Below are 24,519 nucleotides of genomic sequence, written 5' to 3'. Positions count from 1 at the left end.
AAAATGAAAAAATTGTTCACATTATTATTTGTTTCCTTGTTTGTTTTTGTTTTAGCAGCATGTGGTGGCCAAGATAGTACACAGGAAGACACAAATGGCGATGATAGCCAAACGGAAGGGAATACTACTGAGCAGGCGGAAGAAAGTGAAGAAGAAGCGACAACCATTACGGTAGGAGCTACAGCCATTCCTCATTCGGAAGTATTAGAAGAAGCGAAACCATTACTTGAAGAAAAAGGCATTAACCTGAATATCGAAACCTATGATGAATATATCCTTCCAAATCGTGATTTGTCTGAAGGACGTATTGATGCTAACTATTATCAGCACACCCCATTTTTAAATCAGCAAAAGGAAGAATTTGACTATGACTTTGCCAGCCTTGGCGGCATTCATATCGAACCAATGGGTGTTTATTCCAAGAATATTAACAGTGTTGAGGAAATTCCTGATGGTACTACTGTTATTTTAAGTAACTCTGTAGCTGATCATGGACGAATCCTTGCCCTTTTTGAGCGTGAAGGACTTATTTCCTTTAAAGATGGTGTTGATCCACAATCTGCTACGTTGGATGATATTACTGAGAATCCAAAAGACCTGAAATTTGATGCAAAATACGAAGCAGCTACTCTTCCGCAATATTACGAACGTGAAGAGGATGTACTTGTTGCCATTAATACAAACTATGCGATTGAAGCAGGGCTGCAGCCTAGTAAGGATGCATTAATCCTGGAGGGTTCTGAGTCCCCTTATGCGAACCTTGTTGTAACGAAGAGTGAAAATAAGGACAGTGAAGCTCTTCAAACATTGGTGGAAGTTCTTCGATCAGAAGAGATTCAATCTTTCATGGAAGAAAAATATAACGGGGCTATTGTTCCTGTCAGCGAATAAAAAGAACAGTAGAGTTATAGGAAGAATCACGTTCTATTTATAAAGAAAGGAGATGTAATTTTCGTATAAGAAGTTACATCTCCTTTTATATGTTCTAAGATTTGAATCTGCCCTTTGTTTTAACAGGAAATGAAGTGGTATACTTCTTACATATAATATTGAAAGGATGATTTAGTTATTTCTTCTGACAGTTTAGGATTACAGTATACTGGTGAAATGGAAAAAGCCATGCAGCAGTCCCATGGGATGGGATATATGGAGTATAGCCGTAAGCTTGATAAAAGAATGTTAGTTGAAAAGCGAAGGGAAATGAGCTATCAGAAAAGCAGGCAGGTTGTTGCTGAATATGATCGTCAATTATTCAGATAGACTTTAAAGGAAAAGGGCTGGGCCAGCGGAATTTGGTCTCAGTCCTTTTCTTTTTAAGTTTTACTTCATTAGATCCTCTCATAATTTTTTTAATTACAACGAAAAAGTGTTATAGTTAATTTAGATATAATTCTCAATTCTATAAGCTTACATATCAATGGTGGACAAGTTATCAAACTGAGAATTCCTGTACCATGGATCATGCAATGTCGCTGGTTCACTCCCTGGTTAAAAGTGGGATATTTCGCCTATTCTGCTAATGAGGTCCTGTATGGATTCGGTTGCCCATGTTTTCTTTATAGGAATACAGGTGCTCATTGTTGAATCCAGTTTCTATTTGTTATAAGATTGTAATGAGAATAGATTGAGAATAATAGTTATTTTATTAAATACAATAAATGGAGGTATCGTTATGGCAGGTTCAACATTAGAAATCAAAGATCTTCATGTCGAAATTGAAGGAACAGAGATTTTGAAAGGGGTTAACCTTACAATAAATAGCGGAGAATTCCATGCGGTAATGGGACCTAATGGTACAGGTAAATCCACTTTAGCTTCTGCTATTATGGGGCACCCGCATTATGAAATTACTCAAGGAAGTGTAACCCTTAATGGAGAAGACGTTCTTGAGATGGAAGTGGATGAGCGTGCAAAAGCAGGATTGTTCCTGGCGATGCAATATCCAAGTGAGGTCAGCGGAGTAACGACATCTGACTTTCTGCGTTCTTCCATTAATGCACAGCGTGAAGAAGGCGATGAAATTCCGCTTATGCAATTCATTAAAGAAATGGATGAAGCATTGGATTATCTTGAAATTGATAAAAACATGGCACAGCGTTACCTGAATGAAGGATTCTCAGGCGGTGAGAAGAAGCGTAATGAAATTTTACAGCTTCTTATGCTGAAACCGGAAATTGGTATCCTTGATGAAATTGATTCTGGTCTAGATATCGACGCCTTGAAGATTGTTGCCAAAGGAATTAATAAGCTGCGTGATGAAAACTTTGGCTGCTTGATCATCACTCACTATCAGCGTTTGCTTAACTATATTACACCAGATAAAGTTCATGTAATGATGAACGGTCGTGTTGTGAAATCCGGCGGTCCTGAACTTGCACAGCGTCTGGAAGCTGAAGGGTACGATTGGATTAAGAAAGAACTAGGAATTGAAGACGAATCGGTAGAACAAAAAGCGTAATCAGATAGGAGGGTTATCATGGCCGTAGAAACGAAATTACCATACGATAAAGAGTATGTGAACCAATTTTCTGAAGGACGGGGCGAGCCGGATTGGATGAAAGATTTTCGTTTAGAAGCACTGGAGCAAGCTGAAAATCTTCCAATGCCTAAACCGGAAAAAACGAGAATTAAGAATTGGAACTTTACAAACTTTGATCATAATGTTTCCGGGGATAAGGTAAATTCCATCGATGAACTGCCAGAGGATATAAAAGTCTTTTTAGATCAGGATCCTGAAAATGTAATCATTCAGAGAAACGGCAGTGTAGCCTTTTCATCCGTAGCTGAATCGCTAAAGGAAAAAGGGGTTATCTTTACCGATATTCGTACTGCCTTGATTGAACATGCAGACCTGGTTAAGAAATATTACATGAAAGATGCAGTTAAAGTTGATACCAATCGGTTAACAGCACTTCATGCGGCATTGTTAAATGGCGGAGTTTTTATCTATGTGCCGAAAAATGTAGTTATTAAAGAACCTCTGCAAACCATTTTCTGGCAGGAGGATAATGAATCCGGCCTGTTCAACCACGTTTTACTTGTAGCTGACCAGGGCAGTGAAGTAACTTATGTTGAAAATTACCTTTCTCAAAACCATGAGAAGAGTGCTGTTGCAAATATTATTTCTGAAGTTATTGCTCATGATCAGTCCAAGGTTCTATATGGTTCAGTTGATAATTTTGCACAGGGAACCACAACTTATGTAAACCGTCGTGGTGTTGCTTATCGTGATGCAAAAATTGAATGGGCATTGGGACAAATGAATGACGGCAATACTGTTTCTGAAAATCTTACTTATTTAATGGGGGATAATTCCTATTCTGAAGCAAAATCTGTCTCTGTAGGACGTGGAAAACAGAAACAGGATTTCGTCTCCAATATTACACACTATGGTAAATTCACAGAAGGATATATTTTACAGCATGGGGTTATGAAAGACCAGGCAAGCTCAATCTTTAGTGGAATTGGAAAAATTGAATATGGAGGTTCCAAGTCAAATGCCGAGCAGGAGTCCCGTGTTTTAATGTTAGATCACGGAGCAAGAGGGGATGCAAACCCAATTCTGCTCATTGATGAGGATGATGTTGAAGCTGGTCACGCAGCGTCGGTCGGACGTGTTGACCCTGTTCAATTATATTATTTAATGAGCCGTGGAATTTCCAAGAAGGAAGCAGAAAGACTTATTATCCATGGATTCCTTGCTCCCGTAGTAAACCAGCTTCCTATTGAGTCCGTTAAGAATCAGCTTACGGAAGTTATTGAAAGGAAAGTATACTAATGGATGTAAAAGAGATTCGAAAAGATTTCCCGATATTAAATCAGGAAATTAATGGCCATCCTTTGGTTTATCTCGACAGTGCTGCAACTTCACAAAAGCCACAGCCTGTGATTGAAAAGATCAATGAATATTACTCTATGCACAACTCAAATGTGCATAGAGGTGTTCATACCTTAGGCAACCGTGCTACGGAAGGATATGAAGGGGCCAGGGAGAAGGTAAGGAAATTTATTCATGCAAAAAGTACAAAGGAAATTATCTTTACCAGAGGAACAACAACATCCATTAACACCATTGCCTACAGTTATGCACGTACCAATTTGACTGAAGGTGATGAAATTGTTCTTACTCCAATGGAACACCACAGTAATATTATCCCGTGGCAGCAGGCGGCAAAAGCTGTAGGTGCAGAACTGAAGTATCTCCCTTTACAATCTGATGGAACGATTCGTTTAGAAGATGTGGAAAACACTGTATCAGAACGAACAAAGATTGTGGCTATGGGGCATGTTTCCAATGTTTTAGGCACCATTAATCCCATAAAGGAAACAGCTGAGATTGCTCATCGTAACGGTGCAATTATGGTTGTGGATGGAGCCCAGAGCACTCCTCACAAAAAGGTAGATGTTCAGGATCTGGATTGTGACTTTTTCACCTTTTCAGGACATAAGATGTGCGGTCCAAGTGGAGTTGGAGTTTTATATGGAAAAAAAGAACTTCTGGAGGAAATGGAGCCTGTTGAATTTGGTGGAGAGATGATTGACTTTGTTGGTTTATACGATTCCACCTGGAAGGAACTGCCATGGAAGTTTGAAGGCGGTACACCAATTATTGCCGGTGCAATTGGACTCGGAGCTGCCATTGACTATCTGGAAGATATAGGTCTGGAAAACATTAATAAACATGAGCAGGAGCTTGCTGCTTATGCATTAGATCAATTTGATAAGATAGAAGGTGCTGAGGTATACGGTCCTAAAGAACGGGCTGGCTTGGTCACATTTAACCTGGACGGAGTACATCCTCATGACGTGGCTACAGTACTGGATCAGGATGGTATTGCCGTTCGTGCTGGTCATCACTGTGCACAGCCATTAATGAAATGGTTAAATGTAACAGCTACAGCAAGAGCCAGTTTTTACCTTTACAACACCAAGGAAGATATTGATATACTAGTAGCAGGACTTCAAAAAACAAAGGAGTTTTTTGGTGATGTCTTTTAATAATCTTGACACACTATACAGGCAAGTCATTATGGACCATTATAAAAACCCAAGGAATCGTGGTACCTTGGAAGGTGAAGATCACTTGAGCATTGATATGAACAATCCGACGTGTGGTGACCGCATTCATCTTCAATTACAGGTAGAGGATGGAAAAGTGACGGATGCCAAATTTGAAGGTGAAGGTTGCTCTATCAGTATGTCATCTGCTTCCATGATGACACAGGCGATTAAAGGGAAATCCGTAGATGAGGCATTAACACTTTCTAACTTGTTTTCTGATATGATTCAGGGAAAAGAAATTGATACAAATGGTTTAGATATAGGAGACATTCAAGCCTTAGAAGGAGTGTCCAAATTTCCTGCACGAGTGAAATGTGCAACCCTGGCATGGAAAGCCATGGAACAGGGTGTAGGAGAGGACAGTAAGGAATAGGATTTGGCAATGGAGTTCGGTTTCTTGCGTTTTTAAGAAGTGAGAGTTTAGCTCTTTTCTAAATTAAAGGAGGTATGAAACATGGCTAAAAAGGCACCAGAGATTGGTGATTACAAGTACGGGTTTCATGATCGGGACGTTTCTATTTTCCGTACTGAACGAGGCCTGACTGAAAATGTTGTTCGTGAAATTTCCAGAATGAAGGAAGAACCAGAGTGGATGCTTGAATACCGCCTTAAAGCATTGGAACACTTCTATTCAAGACCAATGCCACAATGGGGTGGAGATTTAAGTGAACTTGATTTTGATGAAATTACCTATTATGTAAAACCATCCGAGCAGACACAGCGTTCATGGGATGAAGTACCAGATGAGATTAAACAGACATTTGATAAACTGGGAATTCCTGAGGCTGAGCAAAAATATCTTGCCGGTGTTTCAGCACAGTATGAATCAGAGGTTGTTTATCACAACATGAAGGAAGATCTTGAAAACCTGGGAATTGTATTTAAAGATACAGATACAGCTCTCCGGGAAAATGAAGATTTGTTTAAGGAGTACTTTGGTAAAGTTATTCCATATTCCGATAACAAATTTGCTGCATTAAATTCAGCTGTCTGGTCCGGTGGTTCTTTTATTTATGTACCAAAAGGTGTAAAAACGGACACACCATTACAAGCGTACTTCCGTATTAACTCAGAAAATATGGGACAATTTGAGCGTACGCTGATTATCGTTGATGAGGGTGCTTCTGTTCATTATGTTGAAGGCTGTACAGCGCCTGTTTATACAACAAACTCCCTTCACAGTGCGGTTGTTGAAATTTATGTGAAGAAGGATGCGTACTGCCGTTATACAACAATCCAGAACTGGGCGAACAATGTTTATAACCTTGTAACTAAACGTGCAGAAGCACATGAGAATGCCACCATGGAGTGGATTGATGGAAACCTTGGTTCTAAGTTAACCATGAAATATCCATCTGTACACCTTAAAGGTGAAGGTGCCCGGGGAAATACACTATCCATTGCGTTTGCCGGAGAAGGACAATTACAGGATGCGGGTGCGAAAATGATGCATTTAGCGCCAAATACTTCTTCCACTATTGTTTCAAAATCCATTTCTAAAAATGGTGGTAAAGTAACGTATCGCGGAATTGTACACTTTGGTAAAAAGGCAGATGGTGCCCGTTCCAACGTAGAATGTGACACATTGATTATGGATAAAGAGTCCACATCAGATACCATACCTTATAATGAAATCTTAAACGAGAACATTTCACTTGAGCACGAAGCCAAGGTATCAAAAGTATCTGAAGAGCAGCTCTTCTATCTCATGAGTCGTGGTATTTCTGAAGAGGAAGCAACTGAGATGATTGTTATGGGCTTCATTGAGCCATTCACAAAAGAGCTTCCAATGGAATATGCAGTGGAAATGAACCGTCTGATTAAATTCGAAATGGAAGGTTCTATTGGTTAATCCTTCACACACATTATAAAATAAAGAAAAACCCGTTTCCGGTTATCCAATCGAAACGGGTTTTTCTTTTCCAAACAAACCAAATCATGTAAACTGGGTAATAAGAAAAGCGAAGGCGACCGATCAGAACACGATCGCATAAGCAAGCAGGCTTAGCTTGTTTGCAGAACATATAGACATAAAGCAGGGATGGTATTTTGGTATACATTATAATGTTAGCATTAGGATTTCTATCTGCCTTTGTAGGAAGTATAGCAGGCCTGGGTGGAGGACTGATTTTTGTTCCAGGAGTGTTACTGCTCTCCGAATACTTCTCATTTTTTTCATGGGCTTCCCCGCAGGTTGTTGTAGGGATGTCCCTGTTAGTGATGATCATTACAGGTTTCTCATCGACATATACATATTTAAAATATAAGCGTGTAGACTTAAAAAGCGGTGGAATCTTTTTGGCAGGAAGTATTCCGGGAGCTTTAAGCGGGGTATGGACCAACCGTTTTGTTGAAGATAGTTCCTTTCAACTGTATTTCGGTATTTTAATGATTGTCCTGTCCCTTATGTTTTTTCTCAGAAAACAGGGGGATCCGAATCCTCTGATAAAAAACGGAAGTGGAATCAATCGTGAGTTCATATTAAATGGAGTCACATATCGTTACAGTTTTCCTGTTTCATTGGCTCTCATTATTTCTTACGCTGTAGGCTTCTGCTCAGGTTTATTTGGCATTGGCGGAGGCTCTCTTATGGTCCCTGCCATGATTCTGATATTTGGTTTTCCGGCAAAGATTGCAGCACCGACATCCATGTTTATGATCTTTGTTTCCAGCAGCGTCAGTTCGATTGCCCACATATCACTGGGACATATTATATGGGAATATATTTGGTTTTTTATACCAGGTGCATGGATAGGTGGGACGGCAGGGGCCATCATAAGTCAGCGTTTAAAAGGAAATACAATCGAATGGATCTTACGTATTCTCATGATCATCGTAGGCATTCGTCTCATATGGAATGGTTACACAAATCTGTAAGGATAAAGGCTTTAGATGGAACATCAGGATAGGTTTTTGACGTAAGGAGAATGCTCTATGAAAGAACATCTTTATTTATATTTCACGAGTGATTTACATAGCCATTTTGAAAACTGGCCTAAGGTTGTCCACTATTTAAAGGAACAGACCGAGAGACATAAGCGGAACGGAGAATCGTATTTTATCCTGGACAATGGTGATCATTTAGATCGTGTCCACCCTATTACGGAGGCTTTTCTGGGGCAGGCAAATGTAGACTTTCTCAATGAAGCCCGGTTTGATGCGGTGACGATTGGAAATAATGAAGGAATCACATTACCTGATGAAGATTTGTATAATCTCTACAATCAAGCCAAGTTTGAAGTCGTGTGTGCAAATTTACATAAACAGGACCGGCCATCACCAGACTGGCTAAAACCTTATACAATTCTTACAGCTGAAAGTGGTTTAAAACTTGGAGTACTGGGACTAACGGCTCCATTTAATCTTTATTACGAGGAAATTGGCTGGCACGTGAATTCTCCTTATGAAGCGCTGGATAAGTATATTCCTGAATTAAGAGAAAACTGTGATATTCTTTTACTCCTTTCTCATTTAGGTATAAATGAAGATGAGTACATCAGTTTGAACTATGATGAAATCGATCTGATTATAGGTGGCCATACGCATCACCTTTTTAAAGATGGTGAGCACATCCATAACACATTAGTAGGTGCTGTAGGGAAATTTGGACGTTATGTGGGTCGGAAGAATTTAGTCTGGGATCATCAGAAAAAAAGGCTGATAAAAAAAGAGGGTTCTGCCATAGATATCCTTGAAAGAGAAGATGATACGGAAACCTTTGACTTGATTCGCCGTTATCGAGACAAGGCTGCCGAGGTCTTAAATGAACCTGTTGCTATTATAAACAAGAACTATGATATTGATTGGTTTGAAGAAACCGAACTCATGAAACAGCTGGTTCACACGTTAAGAGAGTGGACGCAGGCTGACTTTGCCATGCTTAATGCCGGGATTGTTCTGGATGGCATTCCAAAGGGGAAGGTCACTCGTGGAGATCTTCATCGGATATGTCCTCATCCAATTAACCCATGTAAGGTTCGGCTGACAGGAGAAGTCATTATTGAAATGATTCGTATGGTGCGTTCTCAGAGGTTCGCTGAATTCAAGCTGATTGGATTAGGTTTCCGCGGAAAAGTAATTGGAAAGATGATTTTTTCCGGCATTGAAGTGAGTACAGATGAAGATGAAAATGAATATATTCATGAGGTTTGGATCAATGACACTCCCATTGAAAGGAAGAAGGAATATGATGTCGCAACGGCTGACATGTTTACACTCGGGAGACTCCTTCCTCCATTGGCATCAGCCTCGCATAAGAATTACTATCTTCCGGAATTTATACGGGACCTGCTCGGGGAGACCGTAAAAAAATTAAAGAATTAGTTCACCTTCACGCTCTTTCCTCATACATTGTAGCAGAAGGGAGCGTGATGCATGTTGGTAACCGTTGAACCTTTATGGATCAAGGATAAACCTTTTACAGCAGTACAGGTTAAATTACCGAAAACAAATTTATTGGTGGTCTCGAATGAAGTCGGGTACATTATGTGTGGCGCGCTGGATGTTGACTTATTAAGTGATCGATTATATGAAAGGGAAATTGTTGCCGGCCGGGCTTTAGGAGTGAAAACCATTGATCAGCTTCTTGAAGCCCCTCTTGATAAGGTAACCATTGCAGCTAAGGAGAAGCATGGCTGGGAGGAAGGCATGAACGCAAAAGAGGCCTTGCTCCGTTTATAAATTTCGTATAAAAGCCCGTTGGATGGTTCATGAATGCCATTCAGCGGGCGCTTCTGATGGATATACTTCTGTAATTTGGAATTAAACGTCAAACATGCTTTTTAAAAATGTGGTCAACCCCTCAGGAAATTGTGCATATATATTTCTCAAGAGGGGGCTATTTCATGAGGAGAAAAATGCTGTTACAACGTAGACCAGGACGGCCTCGTGTGGGTCAAGTTTTTATTTTAACCTTATTAGTTTTTTTTGCTACTGTGTTCTTAACTTTATGGCTGATTGATGAAGGCATCGAGCCAACACTGATGAACATTGCAGAAACAAAAACCAGACAGGTTGCCAGAGAAGCAATCAATGAAGCAGTTGATAAACGAACCGCAGATGAATTGGAAAATGAAAACATGATCGAATATAGAACTGATGATGAAGGAAATATTGTCGGGGCAGGCTGGAATTCTGAATTAGTCAATGAAGTACATAGAAATACAACAATAAGAGTACAGAACTATTTAAAAAAAATCGAAAATGGGGAGATAACCCCGGAGCAATCGCTGGATATTGAAGCCCAGCAGGAAAGTGAAAGTGGTGTAAATACCGAAAATATTAATGAGCATCCTGCTATTGCTGATATCCCTCTTGGTCAGGCAACCAATAATACGATTCTTGCAAATTTAGGCCCAAGAATACCTGTGCATTTTCAACTATTAGGTGATGTGCAGTCGGATATCGTTGATGAATCCGAGCCTTTAGGTATTAATGGTGCTATTTTAAGTCTGTATGTAGAACTTCGTGTTTCCGTCCGTATTGTTGTACCATTTTCAACGGATACTGCAAAGGTTACGCAAAAGGTTCTGGTGGACAGACGAGTCATTCATGGAGATGTTCCTGAATTTTATGGTGGGGGAAGTGAAGGTGGTGGCAGCAGCCCTGATGTGACGGTTCCATATGATTCCTTGCAATAGTTCAAAGGTCATGATAGAATTTAAGAGTGAAAAATGAATAATGACTTTAACCTTATCAGAACGATGAGGTAGAGGTGCAGTTTTCAAGAGTACTCAATGGGAGGATGACAAACGGTGATCATTGAGGAAAGGGGAAGTCTGCCGAAGTGAAAATGAGGATCACCGAGTTTTCGCTGGTATATTTCTAAATAGGAAATATACTGTCATGCAAGGAAATGGATTGCATGAAGCGCTACTGATCGTGATTAGGACAACATATTACTGCGAGGTAATGATTGGTTGCTAATCATTGCCTCGTTTTTTTATGCTCAGTAAGCTTCCTTCATCAATCCTGACAATTTTGAAGGGAGAGATACACATCATGACAGGAACGATTTATTCATTAATTCCACCACTTATTATGATCATCTTAGTATTACTAACGAGGAAGGTTCTCCTTTCCTTGGGTGCAGGAATTCTTCTGGGGGCACTCTTTATTCATCAATTTGATATAGGTGATTCACTGAAAGAAGTTTGGAATTCTTTTTATGGAATCTTTATTGATGGAAACGCCCTTAATATCGGCAATTTCTATTTGCTATTATTTTTAATTTTCCTTGGGATGATGACGGCATTTATGACTGCTTCAGGCGGCACACAGGCATTCGGAGCGTGGGCCAGCAAGAAAATAAAGACCAAAAGAGGAGCTCAATTACTGCCTTCTGTCTTAGGAATTATTATTTTTATTGACGATTATTTTAATAGTCTTGCCGTTGGACAAGTTTCCCGTCCACTTACAGACCGTCATAAAGTTTCCCGGGCAAAGCTTGCTTATCTGATTGATTCAACATCTGCACCTATGGCGGTATTATCACCTGTTTCAAGTTGGGGTGCTTATATTATTGGTACGATTGGAATTATCATTGCGGATCATGAATTGACGAATTTTCAGGCGTTAGGTTCCTTCGTTCAAATGATTCCGATGAATATTTATGCCATTATCGCTATCGTATTGGTCTTCTTTGTCACCCTGTTCGAACTTGATCTGGGCGCTATGAGAAAACATGAACAGCGTGCAGAGGAAACAGGTGATTTAGTTGATCCGGAAAGAAAAGATATACCAGGTGACCTTAAGGATCAATTCGCACAGGTTGAGTCCGGCCGTATTTTCCACCTTCTTGTACCGATTATTGTTCTTGTTATCTCCACGGTTTCAGCTATGATTATCACAGGTATGCAAAATAGTGGGGCAGGCGCTACATTGCTTACAATCTTTGAAAATACGAATGTAAATAAGTCTTTATTTAGTGGAGGACTTATAGCCGTTTTACTTGCATTTTTATTTTATCTCTTACAGGGTGGAAAGAAATCTCCTTCCCTTAAAGTTCTTGCTGAAGGAACAAAATCCATGCTTCCGGCTATCTATATTTTAATTCTGGCGTGGATGATTGGTACGATTATTGAAAACCTTCAGACTGGCGAATATCTGGCACAGGTCGTACAGGAATCTGAATTAAGTTTAGCTTATTTACCATTAATTATTTTTCTCGTTTGTGGATTTATGGCGTTTGCTACAGGTTCTTCCTGGGGAACATTTGGCATTATGCTTCCGATTGCAGGGCAAATTGCCGTTGCCATTGATGTGAATATGCTTCTGCCAGCTCTGGCTGCGGTGCTGGCTGGTTCAGTATTTGGAGACCATTGTTCACCGATCTCTGATACAACCATTCTGTCTTCTACAGGAGCAGGTTCGCACCATATCGATCACGTCATCACTCAAATTCCATACGCCGTCATTGCAGCACTGGTTACAGTGGTAGGATATCTTATCTTAGGATTTACCGGCTTTGTATGGATTTCATTATTCGCTTCCATTTTACTGTTGCTTGTCATTGTTATGGTTTTAAAACGAATAGCAGGATAATATACTGAAGAGCAAGGCTTAGGCTTTGCTCTTTTTTCTTGGCCTAGGAAATTATAAAATAAACGATATTTGGATAAGAAAAACAGGGGAGGCCACGGCCGGCTCCAGCCCCCAGTGACTAGCGAGACTTCCTTCACCTCCGTCCGATAAGTCAACATCAACTCTCTACGTTCGTTGTGTTTCCTTTTCCGCGTGTTAACTGGCTGTAAGACCCCCTGTAAGAAATAAGTGGGGGTCAACAGCCAGTAAACACCCGATTTGTTCAACTAACAATCGAACCCCCACTGATTGAGTTTCACTTTATCTCCTACGGCTCAGTCCAGTCCGTACGTCGCTAATTTAAAAGCGGAGGCGACCGTTTAGGCCCGACGGCATAAGCAGAATCTTCGGAGTGGCCATATTTTGGCCATGGAGGAAATTTTGCTTATGATCGCTTGGGCCTGGGAGCCGTAGCTGGATAAACGGGCGCTTCCGCCTTTGTTCTATTCGTCATGATGAAAAGAATTTCGACATTGAAAACGCATACTCAAAAATAATCCTTTGACACTAGGACTATTTGTTGTATAATACAGACAAGTTAAAATTATCTGAAAACAGGTAATAATCTAAATAAAGGGAGGTCCTATTCATGCAAAATCGTTCACAATGGGGAACAAGATTAGGTTTCTTACTTGCTGCCATGGGTTCAGCTATTGGACTTGGCAACATCTGGCGTTTTCCCGCAACAGCTTACGAAAATGGCGGGGGAGCATTTTTTGTTCCTTATTTATTTGCATTACTAACAGCAGGTATTCCATTGCTTATTATGGAATATACAATTGGGCATAAGTATCGTGGCTCTGCACCAAAATCACTTGGCCGTGTAAGTAAAGGCTTCGAATGGATTGGATGGTGGCAGGTATTAATTTCCTTTGTCATCTCTACATATTATGGAGCCATTATCGCATGGGCAATTATGTATTCCTATTATTCCTTTGGGCAAGTATGGGGAGATGATACTACAGGATTCTTTACTGGTGATTTCCTGCAAATGACAGATGCGGGTGCATTTGGAGGATTAGTTCCAACAATACTAATACCTCTCATAATCGTTTGGGTATTAGTATTAGGTATTCTGCTTGCAGGTGTAAAGAAAGGGATAGAACTTGCTAATAAAATTTTCATCCCACTACTTGCGGTATTATTCTTGATTATTGTTATTCGTGCTGTAACACTTCCAGGTGCTGCGGAAGGATTAAATGAATTCTTCCAGCCAAACTGGAGTGAAATCATGAATGGATCAGTTTGGGTAGCTGCATATGGACAGATTTTCTTTAGTTTATCGATTGGTTTCGCTATTATGATTACGTATTCATCTTATCTTAGCAAGAAATCAGACATTACAAATAATGCCTTTATTACAGGTTTTGGTAACTCTTCTTTTGAATTACTGGCAGGTATAGGTGTGTTTGGTGCCCTTGGGTTTATGGCACAATCTACTGGTCAGGAGTTTACCGAAATAGTTCAAGGAGGAGTTATGCTGGCGTTCTCGGTATTCCCGCAAATTATTAATGAAATGCCGGTAATGTCAGGTCTGTTTGGTTTCTTATTCTTTGCCTCTTTAACATTAGCAGGTTTATCATCGCTAATATCCATTTCTGAAACCTATGTAGCTGGTGTTCAGGAGAAATTTAATGTTTCAAGAACTGCTTCAGTGCTCATTGGCGGCGGTATTGCAGCTGTTATTTCGATTGCCTATGCCAGTCAAGGTGGTCTGGTTCTCCTTGATACCGTTGATTACTTTATCAACAATTACGGTGTAGCACTGGCCGGCTTGTTTGAGGTAGTTGCAGTTGCCTGGTTCGCCAGAGGATTGAAGGATCTGCAAAACCACGCCAATTCGGTATCAGATATTCAACTTGGCGGATGGTGGCGTTTCTGCCTTGGTTTCATCACTCCGATTGTACTGGGGTACATGATGCTGCAAAACATACGTAATGAAGTTACAGGGGAGCCATATGAAGGCTATCCAATTGAGTTCCTGTTTAACTTTGGCTGGATTGTTGCTCTAGGTGCAATGATGCTAGGAGCGGTTATCACCATAAAGAGATGGCCGAATCGTGATTTGGATTATAAACGCCATTCATCTGTAGAAACATCAGAAGATAAGGAGGTTGCGCAATAATGACAGGAAGCGCCATTGCAATGTTCGTTATCGGTGGGGTGATTATCTGGGGCGGCCTGCTTGGAAGTGTATTTTACGCAAGAAAGGTTGCCAAAACGAAAAAATAAGGAGAAAAAAGCTGTTTCACTTTTGTGAGGCAGCTTTTTTTCTCCTTATGCAGTCGGGTCTAATCAGTCGCCTCCGCTCTTCGTTGTCAAGCTCCGGCTCACAGGTCTGCGCGGATATAAGTTAGAGCCATTACGTGGCAAAATCGTACCACTTCATGTCTTCGTCTTATCCCGCGAGCCCTATTCGTTCGCCTCCGCTCTTCGTAAATAAGGATAGGGGTCAAAGGAGTGTTCGGTTTCTCCGGTGTCTTTGTACATTCCATAGTGCAGATGGGGAGGGAATTTGCCGGATGTTCCCTTAGGACCATAGCCTGATGCTCCTACATATCCGATAACATCCCCGGGTTTAACAACCTGACCGACCTTAATATTGTCCTCGTATCCATTTAAGTGAGCGTAATAATGATAAATGTTGTGTGTATCCCGGATTCCTATGCGCCAGCCTCCGTAACGGTTCCAGCCTTTCATCTCAACTACACCATATGAGGTGGAACGGACGGGGACACCATAATTGGCAAAAATATCTGTACCTTCGTGAATACGTCTCCCGCCAAATCCGCGTGGATCTCCCCATGTATTACGGTAACTGTAATTGTAGCCTTTTGGTAAAGGGAAAGCGTGTTCCTCTAAATTCAGCGTTTTAAAAGATTTATAAACCTTTGCCGTATTCATAATGGTCTGTACAGATAATTCCCGATTATAAAAATCCCAAATAGCAATTTTAATGTCCTGTTTTGAATGACCACGTCTGGAGAACCAGTCTGCCATCGTCTGGATAATATCTTCATCATCGGTTCTGTCAGCAATGTTATCACCGTTTCCGTCTGCTCCAATTCCGTTAAAGAGGTCAATGAATGCCTTATGCTGTTGATCATTTTCAGAAGGATTGGTCTTGCCATTCCATAAATTTTTTGGAAAGGTGATACTGATAATCCCGCTTTCTGAAGCATATTCATCATGGATATTTCGTTCATATTGATCTATGGCAGCATAGTAATACCAGGGGATTTGAGAAATGGCCTCTGCTTTTTGATAAAGTGCCATGCGCATTTCCTGTTTTTCTTCATCTGTTAATTCTTTTTCTTCTGTATCTGATTCAGCCATTGTATAATGCGGAAGAAGTACGATTGCAATCATAACGGCCAGAATTTTTACTGCGAATTTCATACTTTCACCCCGTAAAATCAAATGATATGTCTATTATTTGATAGTTATAGGAAAACATAATTGGAACATTTATCCTTGAGAAATGTGAACTCAGGATTTAAACTTTCTTAATGATAAAAAGGCTGACAGTGATTCCTTTATGATCCATAAGATGAAAAGCGATTAGAATCAAAGGAAATCCCTTGTCTGATTCTGACAAGGGAGAACGTTTTTTTCACGCATTCACTGGCTGTAATACCCCACTTCAAGTCTTGAGGGTAATTCACCAAGAACTAAGTGGGGATAAACGGCCAGTAAATTCCTGATAAGTTCAACTAACCATCAGTGGGGATGGGGAAATCCCCACTGAAGGAAGTGACACTTTATTTTGCTTAGGCCTGTTACATTTGATTTTCTGTTTCATGGATCCCCTCTTCAGGGGCTTCTTCCTTTATTTGTTCAATTAATTCATCAACTGCACGCTTGGGTCCGTCCTCTGTTGTTGTATTGTTACTTAAACTCTGTAAATCATCAAAGGTATGAGATTCGGTTGAAATGTAGATATTGTACCATTGAGGGAGGAAGGACATCGCTGTTTTTTTGACTTGTTCGGTTGTATGCCCGGTATCTTCTGATTCTTCAGAAGGAGTATAGGCAATGAATGTGTGGCTGTCTGTTATTAACGTCGCAGCTTCTTCAACAGTCGGCATTTGCAGTAAGGTTTTCGTAATCATATCTGCCATCTGCTCCCGATCGATTTCAGGCTCGAAGTTCTGTTCCCTTTCTGTATTCAATTGTTTTTCATTGTAACGGACATATCCATATTGGGAATTCTGTTTTTCTTCAGTTGTTCGAGTATTCATATTATCAGGTGTTTTCCCCTTAAGTGTGCCATTGTCAGCACCCTCCTGCATGGTACATCCTGACATAAACAGTATGAAGATACTCATTCCACCATAAAAAATGGCTTTTTTCATAGACGAAACCTCCTGTATATTCAATGTTCTAATGAATGGGTCCATCCTATTCATACTATCCCTTAGCTTGTTTCAAAAATTTCTGTTCATGCTAAGAATTATGCTCTCCTGTAAAATGGAAAATATGATACACTGTATACAGGTGATAAAGATGTTAGAGTTTTACGGAAAACAATATGAAGTGCTGGATAATTACCGAAACGGTTTTCAGGAGGATGCTGTTAAGGAAAGATTTAGTGATATTTTAACGAAGTATGATTTTATCGTAGGAGATTGGGGTTATGGACAGCTGAGAATGCGAGGCTTCTATGATGATCAAAATCCCAAGGCATCCTTTGATACGAAAATTTCCACGCTGGAAGATTACTTGTATGAATACTGTAACTTTGGTTGTGCCTATTTTGTTATGAAAAAGCAGGATGTTTAAAACCCGTTGGATGTGGTTGTCCAACGGGTTTTATTAACTTCTGCTGTAATCCATTTCAGTCTTCTTCATCGTGGGTAGGATGTGAATGGGGGAACTGTCTTGGTAAATCTTCATGTAAGTGTTTATTTTCATAGTTGAAGCCGGTATAATGCCTTTGTCCTTCAACAATCTCTTTATTTTCAACTTTTGAGTGTTTACGGATGGGTGATCCATAAGGTCCATCAGGTAATTCTTCAGGTACCGCATATTCTCTTTGGACCTCGGCGTTAGCAAAATCATCATAGTCCTTCTTTTCACGATCACGACGTTTATAACTCAAATGCAAAACCCTCCTTTGAACTATTATTATAGCCCGGGAAGGGGATTTTCATGAGTAATCAAAGAACCTCAAAAAGGAACTCCCTGAATTCTTCTGCTTCAATTTCGGTTAAATGGAAGGCATGCTCTAAGTATCCCTTCTCTCTTAAATCATCCTCACCAATTATGGCAAATCGACTTCCCTGGAGATCCATGACCACCTTTTTCCCATAGTAGCGATCTGTTGTAATAATAGCGAGATCATAACGGCTATCCTGTCCCATAAAACTGACATAACGAATATCCGCCTGTTCCTGTTCATCATACAAAAAGAATCTTTCTTCCGCCATGTTCGTACACTCCTTTTATTACGAATGAACGAGCTGTAATTCTTGCCACAAGATATGTGGAAAACAACGGTGAAGTTGGCGCTTATCAGCTCGTAACTGGATCTTGTTCCTTATCATAGCAAATTTAAGGGATAGATGAAATATAACTTCCTTTATTCAACAATAAAATTAATTTATGGTAAGATGTTATGGAGAAATAACTTCAGGAAGCCACTAATTTGGAGGGGTTAACCATGTATTTTGTTGATCGGGATAAAATTGAACGGACGTTATTATATAACGAAGTGGTGCTGCAGCAGTTTCAGCAAAATCATTATGAGACATTTTTGGAAAAGATGGCCCTGGAACGTATGGCTCAAATGTTCATAGAATCTGTTATTGACGTAGGAAATATGATGATTGACGGGTTTATTATGCGTGATCCCGGCAGTTATGAGGACATTATTGATATTCTGGTTGATGAAAAGGTTCTTCCGGCTGATGAACAGGATCAATATAAAGAAGTGTTTCAATTACGAAAAACAATGGTAAGAGATTATTTAAATGTGGATCATGAAAAGATAGAAAATGTGCTTAAAAAGAATTTGAATGCTTTTAGTACGTTTAGTGAAAGGGTTCGTACATATCTGGAGAATGAATTAGGCCCTGTAACTGCCTTTACAAAATCTACGGATGAACAAACCGACGTTTGATAAGGAGATTGGAATGAAAAATTATCAAGGCTATTTGATTGATTTAGATGGAACTGTATATCTTGGAAAAGAACGTATTCCCTATGCTCGGGAGTTTATTAATGCCCTCAATGAGAAAGGGCTTCCTCACTTATTTGTGACTAATAACTCCTCTAAACGTCCAGACCAGGTAGCAAAAAAATTACGGGATATGGATATTCCGGCTGAAACAGATCAGGTCTTTACAACCAGTATGGCTACAGCAACGTTTTTGTCTAAAAAGAAGCCGGATGCCAGTGTTTATGCCATTGGAGAGGTAGGGCTATTGGATGCACTTAGTGACCATCAGCTCGAGCTTGTGGACGAAGACGCTGATTTTGTTGTGATTGGGATCGACAGGGATGTTACCTATGAAAAACTGGCCAAGGGCTGTTTGAATATTAATGATGGCGCGGGTTTTATTTCTACAAATGCTGATGTAACCATCCCGACTGAACGAGGCTTTTTACCTGGGAATGGTTCACTGACTTCTGTTCTAGAGGTTGCGACAGGACAAAAGCCAACATTTATAGGAAAACCTCAGGCGATTATTATGGAGCAGGCCTTGGAAAAGCTTGGACTTCCTAAAGAAGAAACATTAATGGTAGGGGATAACTACCCGACTGATATTTCAGCCGGAATGAATGCCGGCCTGGATACCCTGCTTGTTTTAACAGGAGTGACGAAAAGAGAGGATTTAAAGCATGTTGAAAAACAGCCAACTTATGTGATGAATCATCTTAAGGAATGGCTCGATCAAATGAAATAGAAAAGATGGAAAAAACCAGTACCCTGAATAGGGACTGGTTTTTGTTCTTCATAAATAAGGTTAATCATCCTGAAATAGCTCATCTTCATAGGTATGGGCTAGTCGGCTTGAGGCGGCGGCTGCGATTGCCCCAACGATATCGTCTAAGAAGGTGTGACATTCCCCGGAGGATTTGTCATTAAGCTTCTTCAGGATGCCTGGCTTTTGTTTATCGATATATCCATAATTGGTAAAGCCAATTGACCCGTAGACGTTAATAATGGAAAACGCAATAATTTCATCCACGCCATACAAGCTTTCATCTCGTTCGATAATATCCTGCAGGGGCTGCTCCAATTTATTTTGCTCGGCCAGCAGATCTAACTGGATTCCAGTAACGATGGCATTTTGGATTTCGCGTTTTTTTAAGACTTTGTCAATGTGCCGCTCACATTCTTCCATTGTTAGTTCCTCATGGTAAGGAGACTGAAGGTAGTGCACTAATTCTCCGATATCGTGAATGGTTACGCCTCTTTCCTCCATCCAGGTTCTTGCTTTCTGCTCTAAAGGCTTCATCTTGTTTTTGCTCATTTTTTACCCACCTTACACATTCATAAATATTTCTCCGCATATAGTTAGTATAGTCAGTTTGAACAAAAATCTTGTCCACTTTAGGAAAGAATTTTTTTGTTGTTTAAAAAGGAGAATGAAAATGAGGGAGCTTTTGAAGGAGAAGTTTTTATTCCACAGCGAGTCCGAGACGAATCTGCTGGGTTTTCCTGCCTATAGAGGTTCAGATGGATATGCTGTTGTCATTCCCGCTGATTATACAGATGAGAATTTTATTACGGAACAATATGTTATTGCAGATTATTTGAACCAGAGTGGATTTTCACATATTGCCAAGCCCTTGTATTCGAATGAAGGAAAATTTATTGTGCCGATTGACGAAGAGTCTTCTGTTTATACGTGTCATGTAGAATCAATACCTTCATCTGGTGAGAATCTTCAGGAGCTGATTTCCTTTTTATCTTCCTTTCATCAGGCGGGTCATGGCTTTCCGTATTCACCTGTTCATTTAAACCGATATGGACAATGGAAAAGCAACTGGGAGCAAATCATCAATCAGCTGGAATGGATTCGCAGTGTGATTATCGAAAAGTCCTACATATCAGACTGGGAACGGTTATGGCTGGAAAGCTGTTTTTATTTTATTGGCATAGGAGAGAATGCCATTCAGTTTCTTCAGGAAAGTGAGCAGGAAAACCTTTATAACCAGTATGACCAGCCTGTTTTTACATTTGAACGGATGACTCCCTTTCCTCATCAGGAGATTGTTCTTCCCAATCGAATTGTTCATGATCATCCATCCCGGGACCTGGCTGAGGTTATGCGTTATTATATCCTTACACAAGGCATAGAAAGTTACTCTAATCTATCAGGTATGCTGAATACTTATCAGAATCATCGCTCACTTAGTGTCTTTGGATGGAGACTGTTATTTGCCAGGCTGGCGTTTCCGATTCATTTTATTGATTACACGGAACAGGTTTTAAGCAAAGAAAAAATAACTCAGCAGGATTACGATGATTTTCAAAAGCTATTAGACCATCAATCCCGTCATGAGAAAGGACTTCAGTTTGCTGCCCGCGAAATGGAAAGAAGTCTCGGTTTTGATTTAGAAGTCATGGACTGGATTTTTAACAGTTAAAGAATATGCTACGATAAGCGCAGGAGGTCTAATGATGAAGCCAAAGATATATATTTCCAGAAAAATTCCTTCCCGGTTTATTGAGCCATATAAGGACAGTTGGACGATTGAAATGTGGCCGGAGGAAGATGAGGTAGTGGAACGGGATGTTCTGCTGAAGCATGCCAGAGAAGCAGATGCTTTATTTACCACGCTGACAGAAAAAGTGGATCGGGAGCTGCTTGATCAGGCAGTAAATCTAAAGGGGGTTGCAAACCTGGCTGTGGGCTATGACAATATTGACGTTGAATATGCACGGGAAAAAGGGATTGTCGTAACCAACACTCCTGATGTCTTAACAGATACAACGGCAGATTTAACGTTTGCTCTCCTGATGGCCACCGCAAGACGAATCGTCGAAGCTGAAGCATTTATCAGAAGCGGAAGGTGGACAACCTGGACTCCATTTCTTATGGCAGGTGCGGATATCCATCATAAGACGATAGGAATCGTTGGAATGGGCAGGATAGGTGAAGCTGTAGCCAGACGTGCACGAGGATTTGAAATGAATGTTTTATATCATAACCGCAGTCGTAAAGAAGAAGTTGAAAACAATCTTGGTGTACAGTATGTATCCTTTGATGAACTTATCCGTACAGCAGATTTCGTTGTCAGTATGACGCCACTTACGAAAGAAACTGAACATATGTTTGATGATTCGGTATTTAAAAAAATGAAGTCCTCCGCCATTTTTATAAATACATCCAGAGGCGGCGTGGTCAATGAAGAGGATTTATATCAAGCTTTAAAGAACCATGATATTCAGGCGGCCGGATTGGATGTCTTCAGAAATGAACCGATTGCTGAAAACCACCCGCTTTTAAAATTAGATAATGTAACAGCCCTGCCTCATATTGGTTCAGCTACTTACGAGACCAGATCAAAGATGATTGAATTATGTCTGAAGAATATTGATCACATATTAAAAGGCGAAGAACCGGTGACACCTGTTCAATAGGAAAGAACCTGCTGTATGGGCATAAGCCAGTTTTTCCTTCCTTAGAAAATAACGATGGATATAGCCTGTCAACTCACCCAGTGGTTGATAGGCTATTTTTTTTATTTGTATAAAAGATTAGTTGAGTGAAAGAGCCTCGTGATGGAATCAGCCGAAAGTGTTCCTGATCTCCCTGATTACTGATAAAATTTTAACAAAAATTCGCACTTTTCTTATTGATACATTGTTTCATTCGCGTTATAATGTCTATCATATATAAACAAATGTACTTTTGAAGTGTATACATCCGGGATTAGGGGGAAATAAAATGGCTGCATGGAAAGGATTGCTTCAGGAATATAAAGAATTTTTGCCTGTTGGAAACGAAACACCACTCAACACGCTTCATGAAGGGAATACCCCTTTAGTGAAGCTTCATCGTTTATCTGACAAGTTGAATACAGAGGTTTACACAAAAATTGAAGGATTAAATCCGACAGGCTCATTCAAAGACCGTGGAATGGTGCTCGCGATTGCCAAGGCATTAGAGGAAGGCTCAAAAGCTGTCATTTGTGCATCAACAGGGAACACTTCAGCATCAGCAGCAGCATATGCGGCGAGAGTTGGATTAAAATGCATTATTGTGATCCCGAACGGAAAAATTGCTCAGGGAAAACTTGCGCAGGCCGTCATGCACGGGGCTGAAATTGTTTCAATTGAAGGCAATTTTGATGAGGCCCTGAATATTGTCCGAACAGTAAGTGATACAGAGCCGATTACCCTCGTTAATTCGATTAACCCTTATCGAATTGAAGGTCAGAAAACGGCTGCATTTGAAGTATGTGAACAATTGGGATCAGCTCCGGATTATTTGTGTATTCCGGTTGGAAATGCAGGAAATATATCTGCCTACTGGAAAGGGTTTAAGGAGTTTCATGAAAAATTTAACTATGATTTGCCAAAGATGATGGGATTTGAATCCAGTGGCGCAGCAGCAATCGTCCGTAACCAGGTAGTGGAACAGCCTGAGACGATCGCTACAGCCATCCGGATTGGAAACCCTGCCAGTTGGAACATGGCCATAGATGCCTATCAGGAGTCAGGTGGAAATATTGATGAGGTAACGGACGAGGAAATCATAGAAGCCTATCATTGGCTGGCAAAACATGAGGGCATTTTTGCTGAGCCTGCCTCCTGTGCCTCAATAGCCGGGTTATTTAAGGCCAGCAAACAAGGAAAAATAAAGCCAGGTTCGACGGTTACCTGTGTTTTAACAGGAAATGGACTCAAGGATCCTGATACGGCTGTCGAAACCAATCAGTTTGAACCTAAGGTACTGCCTAATGATCCGGATGTCATTTACGAAAATATCAGAAGGCGTGTGTCATCATGAAGAAAAATGCCTTTAAAATTAAAGTTCCCGGTAGTACGTCGAATTTGGGCCCAGGATTTGATTCTATCGGTGTTGCATTAAATCTTTATTTAACCATCTACTGTACAGAGAGTGACGAATGGAGATTTGTTCAAAAGGAAGAATCCAAGCAGCATCTGCCGACGGGAAAGGATCATCTATTATATCAATGTGCAAAATTTGTTGCCGATAAGTTCGGCTATGATTTGCCTCCTTATAAGGTAGATGTGGAAAGTGAAATACCGATAGCCCGGGGATTAGGAAGCAGCGGTGCGATTACAGTTGCAGGAATCGAAATGGCCAACCAGATTTTGAATCTCCAGCTATCCCTGAAAGATAAAATGCTTATTGCTTCTGAATTAGAGGGTCATCCCGACAATGTTACCCCTTCTTTTGCAGGTGGATGTGTGGTTGCTTATTATCATAATGATGACCTTTATTATATGAACAAAAAGGAAATGGAGAAGGTAGATTTTGTTGCCATGATTCCATCCTTTGAACTGAGAACAAAAATGGCACGGGAAATTCTGCCTGCAGAGCTTCCATTTATGCAGGGGATTCAGGGAAGCGCCATCGGAAATGTCTGTGCAGCGGCTATATTTCAGGAGGATTATGTGTTACTTGGAGAGTTAATGGAAAAGGACCTGTTTCATCAGAATTATCGGAAGAAGCTGATTCCACACTATCAGGAAGTAACAGCCTACATGAAAAAGGAAGGAGCCTATGGGACGTTTCTGAGCGGTGCAGGCCCTACGATGATTAGTATATGCGAAAGAGGATGGCCGGCAGAGCAAGGACAAAAGTGGAAGGAAGACTTACCTGATTTGGAATGGAGAATTTTAAAGGTGGAAGACGAGGGAGTCCGTGTCGAAAAAAACTAAGCTGGTGCCAT

26 protein-coding genes and 1 riboswitch are annotated in these 24,519 nt (G+C 40.4%); of the genes, 21 read left to right on the top strand and 5 right to left on the bottom strand.

Going from position 1 to position 24,519, the window contains the following annotated elements; all coding sequences use genetic code 11:
- Positions 1–3: 3 nt before the first annotated feature.
- The 14 genes from ACZ5OK_RS13375 to ACZ5OK_RS13310 all read left to right on the top strand — a co-directional run bounded on the left by ACZ5OK_RS13375 (position 4) and on the right by ACZ5OK_RS13310 (position 14,874).
- Positions 4–891 (top strand): MetQ/NlpA family ABC transporter substrate-binding protein, encoded by an 888-nt coding sequence (locus tag ACZ5OK_RS13375; RefSeq protein ID WP_343842567.1) that lies wholly within the window; start codon positions 4–6, stop codon positions 889–891.
- A 216-nt stretch (positions 892–1,107) separates the two neighbouring features.
- Positions 1,108–1,260: a hypothetical protein gene (locus ACZ5OK_RS13370; protein ID WP_343842569.1), complete on the top strand. Its 153-nt coding sequence runs from the start codon at positions 1,108–1,110 to the stop codon at positions 1,258–1,260.
- Positions 1,261–1,672: 412 nt separating this feature from the next.
- Complete coding sequence (gene sufC, locus ACZ5OK_RS13365; protein WP_343842570.1) at positions 1,673–2,458, top strand: Fe-S cluster assembly ATPase SufC; 786 nt, start codon at positions 1,673–1,675, stop codon at positions 2,456–2,458.
- An 18-nt stretch (positions 2,459–2,476) separates the two neighbouring features.
- The gene (sufD, locus tag ACZ5OK_RS13360; protein ID WP_343842572.1) at positions 2,477–3,778 is read left to right on the top strand and encodes a Fe-S cluster assembly protein SufD; all 1,302 of its coding nucleotides are present in this window, start codon (positions 2,477–2,479) and stop codon (positions 3,776–3,778) included.
- Entirely contained in the window at positions 3,778–4,998 is a 1,221-nt protein-coding gene (locus tag ACZ5OK_RS13355) for a cysteine desulfurase (protein ID WP_343842574.1), read from the top strand. Before sufD ends, ACZ5OK_RS13355 begins: the two co-directional genes overlap by 1 nt.
- Positions 4,988–5,434, top strand: a complete 447-nt coding sequence (sufU, locus tag ACZ5OK_RS13350; protein WP_343842576.1) for a Fe-S cluster assembly sulfur transfer protein SufU — start codon at positions 4,988–4,990, stop codon at positions 5,432–5,434. Before ACZ5OK_RS13355 ends, sufU begins: the two co-directional genes overlap by 11 nt.
- An 81-nt stretch (positions 5,435–5,515) precedes the next feature.
- A complete protein-coding gene (gene sufB / locus ACZ5OK_RS13345) occupies positions 5,516–6,913 on the top strand; it encodes a Fe-S cluster assembly protein SufB (protein ID WP_343842578.1) in 1,398 nt (465 codons plus the stop codon).
- A 212-nt stretch (positions 6,914–7,125) separates the two neighbouring features.
- On the top strand, positions 7,126–7,938 hold the full coding sequence (locus ACZ5OK_RS13340; protein WP_343842581.1) for a sulfite exporter TauE/SafE family protein: 813 nt from the start codon (positions 7,126–7,128) through the stop codon (positions 7,936–7,938).
- A 57-nt stretch (positions 7,939–7,995) separates the two neighbouring features.
- Entirely contained in the window at positions 7,996–9,384 is a 1,389-nt protein-coding gene (locus ACZ5OK_RS13335; protein ID WP_343842583.1) for a bifunctional metallophosphatase/5'-nucleotidase, read from the top strand.
- A 51-nt stretch (positions 9,385–9,435) separates the two neighbouring features.
- Positions 9,436–9,741: a YunC family protein gene (locus ACZ5OK_RS13330; RefSeq protein WP_370521696.1), complete on the top strand. Its 306-nt coding sequence runs from the start codon at positions 9,436–9,438 to the stop codon at positions 9,739–9,741.
- 164 nt (positions 9,742–9,905) lie between these two features.
- Positions 9,906–10,700 carry a sporulation protein YunB gene (gene yunB / locus ACZ5OK_RS13325; RefSeq protein WP_464758201.1) on the top strand — a complete coding sequence of 265 codons (795 nt, stop codon included), beginning with the start codon at positions 9,906–9,908 and terminating at the stop codon, positions 10,698–10,700.
- Between the two features lie 61 nt (positions 10,701–10,761).
- Positions 10,762–10,943: riboswitch (Lysine riboswitch) on the top strand.
- Positions 10,944–11,061: 118 nt separating this feature from the next.
- A complete protein-coding gene (locus ACZ5OK_RS13320) occupies positions 11,062–12,603 on the top strand; it encodes a Na+/H+ antiporter NhaC family protein (RefSeq protein WP_343842588.1) in 1,542 nt (513 codons plus the stop codon).
- Positions 12,604–13,231: 628 nt separating this feature from the next.
- Positions 13,232–14,767: a sodium-dependent transporter gene (locus ACZ5OK_RS13315; RefSeq protein WP_343842591.1), complete on the top strand. Its 1,536-nt coding sequence runs from the start codon at positions 13,232–13,234 to the stop codon at positions 14,765–14,767.
- Entirely contained in the window at positions 14,767–14,874 is a 108-nt protein-coding gene (locus ACZ5OK_RS13310; protein ID WP_343842594.1) for a MetS family NSS transporter small subunit, read from the top strand. Before ACZ5OK_RS13315 ends, ACZ5OK_RS13310 begins: the two co-directional genes overlap by 1 nt.
- Before the next feature lie 180 nt (positions 14,875–15,054).
- Here ACZ5OK_RS13310 and ACZ5OK_RS13305 read toward each other — a convergent pair whose 3' ends face one another.
- A complete protein-coding gene (locus ACZ5OK_RS13305; protein WP_425542229.1) occupies positions 15,055–16,041 on the bottom strand; it encodes a M23 family metallopeptidase in 987 nt (328 codons plus the stop codon).
- A gap of 380 nt (positions 16,042–16,421) precedes the next feature.
- Complete coding sequence (locus ACZ5OK_RS13300; protein WP_343842597.1) at positions 16,422–16,997, bottom strand: YhcN/YlaJ family sporulation lipoprotein; 576 nt, start codon at positions 16,995–16,997, stop codon at positions 16,422–16,424.
- A 151-nt stretch (positions 16,998–17,148) separates the two neighbouring features.
- On the opposite strand from ACZ5OK_RS13300, the gene ACZ5OK_RS13295 reads away from it, so the two are divergent.
- On the top strand, positions 17,149–17,424 hold the full coding sequence (locus tag ACZ5OK_RS13295) for a YutD family protein (protein ID WP_343842600.1): 276 nt from the start codon (positions 17,149–17,151) through the stop codon (positions 17,422–17,424).
- 55 nt (positions 17,425–17,479) lie between these two features.
- Here ACZ5OK_RS13295 and ACZ5OK_RS13290 read toward each other — a convergent pair whose 3' ends face one another.
- Both ACZ5OK_RS13290 and ACZ5OK_RS13285 read right to left on the bottom strand, forming a co-directional pair.
- A complete protein-coding gene (locus ACZ5OK_RS13290; protein WP_343842603.1) occupies positions 17,480–17,743 on the bottom strand; it encodes a cytosolic protein in 264 nt (87 codons plus the stop codon).
- Positions 17,744–17,801: 58 nt separating this feature from the next.
- Positions 17,802–18,071 carry a DUF3055 domain-containing protein gene (locus tag ACZ5OK_RS13285; protein WP_343842606.1) on the bottom strand — a complete coding sequence of 90 codons (270 nt, stop codon included), beginning with the start codon at positions 18,069–18,071 and terminating at the stop codon, positions 17,802–17,804.
- Between the two features lie 233 nt (positions 18,072–18,304).
- Here ACZ5OK_RS13285 and hepT point away from each other — a divergent pair, with 233 nt between their 5' ends.
- Entirely contained in the window at positions 18,305–18,763 is a 459-nt protein-coding gene (gene hepT / locus ACZ5OK_RS13280; RefSeq protein WP_343842609.1) for a type VII toxin-antitoxin system HepT family RNase toxin, read from the top strand.
- A gap of 13 nt (positions 18,764–18,776) precedes the next feature.
- The gene (locus ACZ5OK_RS13275; RefSeq protein ID WP_343842612.1) at positions 18,777–19,550 is read left to right on the top strand and encodes a TIGR01457 family HAD-type hydrolase; all 774 of its coding nucleotides are present in this window, start codon (positions 18,777–18,779) and stop codon (positions 19,548–19,550) included.
- Between the two features lie 60 nt (positions 19,551–19,610).
- On the opposite strand, the gene ACZ5OK_RS13270 is transcribed toward ACZ5OK_RS13275, so the two are convergent.
- On the bottom strand, positions 19,611–20,120 hold the full coding sequence (locus ACZ5OK_RS13270) for a phosphatidylglycerophosphatase A family protein (RefSeq protein ID WP_343842615.1): 510 nt from the start codon (positions 20,118–20,120) through the stop codon (positions 19,611–19,613).
- 121 nt (positions 20,121–20,241) lie between these two features.
- Here ACZ5OK_RS13270 and ACZ5OK_RS13265 point away from each other — a divergent pair, with 121 nt between their 5' ends.
- The 4 genes from ACZ5OK_RS13265 (at position 20,242) to thrB (ending at position 24,508) form a co-directional block, all read left to right on the top strand.
- The gene (locus ACZ5OK_RS13265) at positions 20,242–21,240 is read left to right on the top strand and encodes a protein kinase family protein (RefSeq protein WP_343842618.1); all 999 of its coding nucleotides are present in this window, start codon (positions 20,242–20,244) and stop codon (positions 21,238–21,240) included.
- A gap of 31 nt (positions 21,241–21,271) precedes the next feature.
- The gene (locus ACZ5OK_RS13260) at positions 21,272–22,237 is read left to right on the top strand and encodes a 2-hydroxyacid dehydrogenase (RefSeq protein ID WP_343842621.1); all 966 of its coding nucleotides are present in this window, start codon (positions 21,272–21,274) and stop codon (positions 22,235–22,237) included.
- Positions 22,238–22,544: 307 nt separating this feature from the next.
- On the top strand, positions 22,545–23,609 hold the full coding sequence (thrC, locus tag ACZ5OK_RS13255; protein ID WP_343842624.1) for a threonine synthase: 1,065 nt from the start codon (positions 22,545–22,547) through the stop codon (positions 23,607–23,609).
- Positions 23,606–24,508, top strand: a complete 903-nt coding sequence (gene thrB, locus ACZ5OK_RS13250) for a homoserine kinase (protein WP_343842627.1) — start codon at positions 23,606–23,608, stop codon at positions 24,506–24,508. The genes thrC and thrB overlap by 4 nt, the downstream gene beginning before the upstream one ends.
- Positions 24,509–24,519: the final 11 nt, after the last annotated feature.

The organism is Salinibacillus aidingensis (assembly GCF_055393355.1).
Note: the sequence above shows the minus strand (reverse complement) of the source record. Positions and strands in the feature narration are given on the sequence as shown.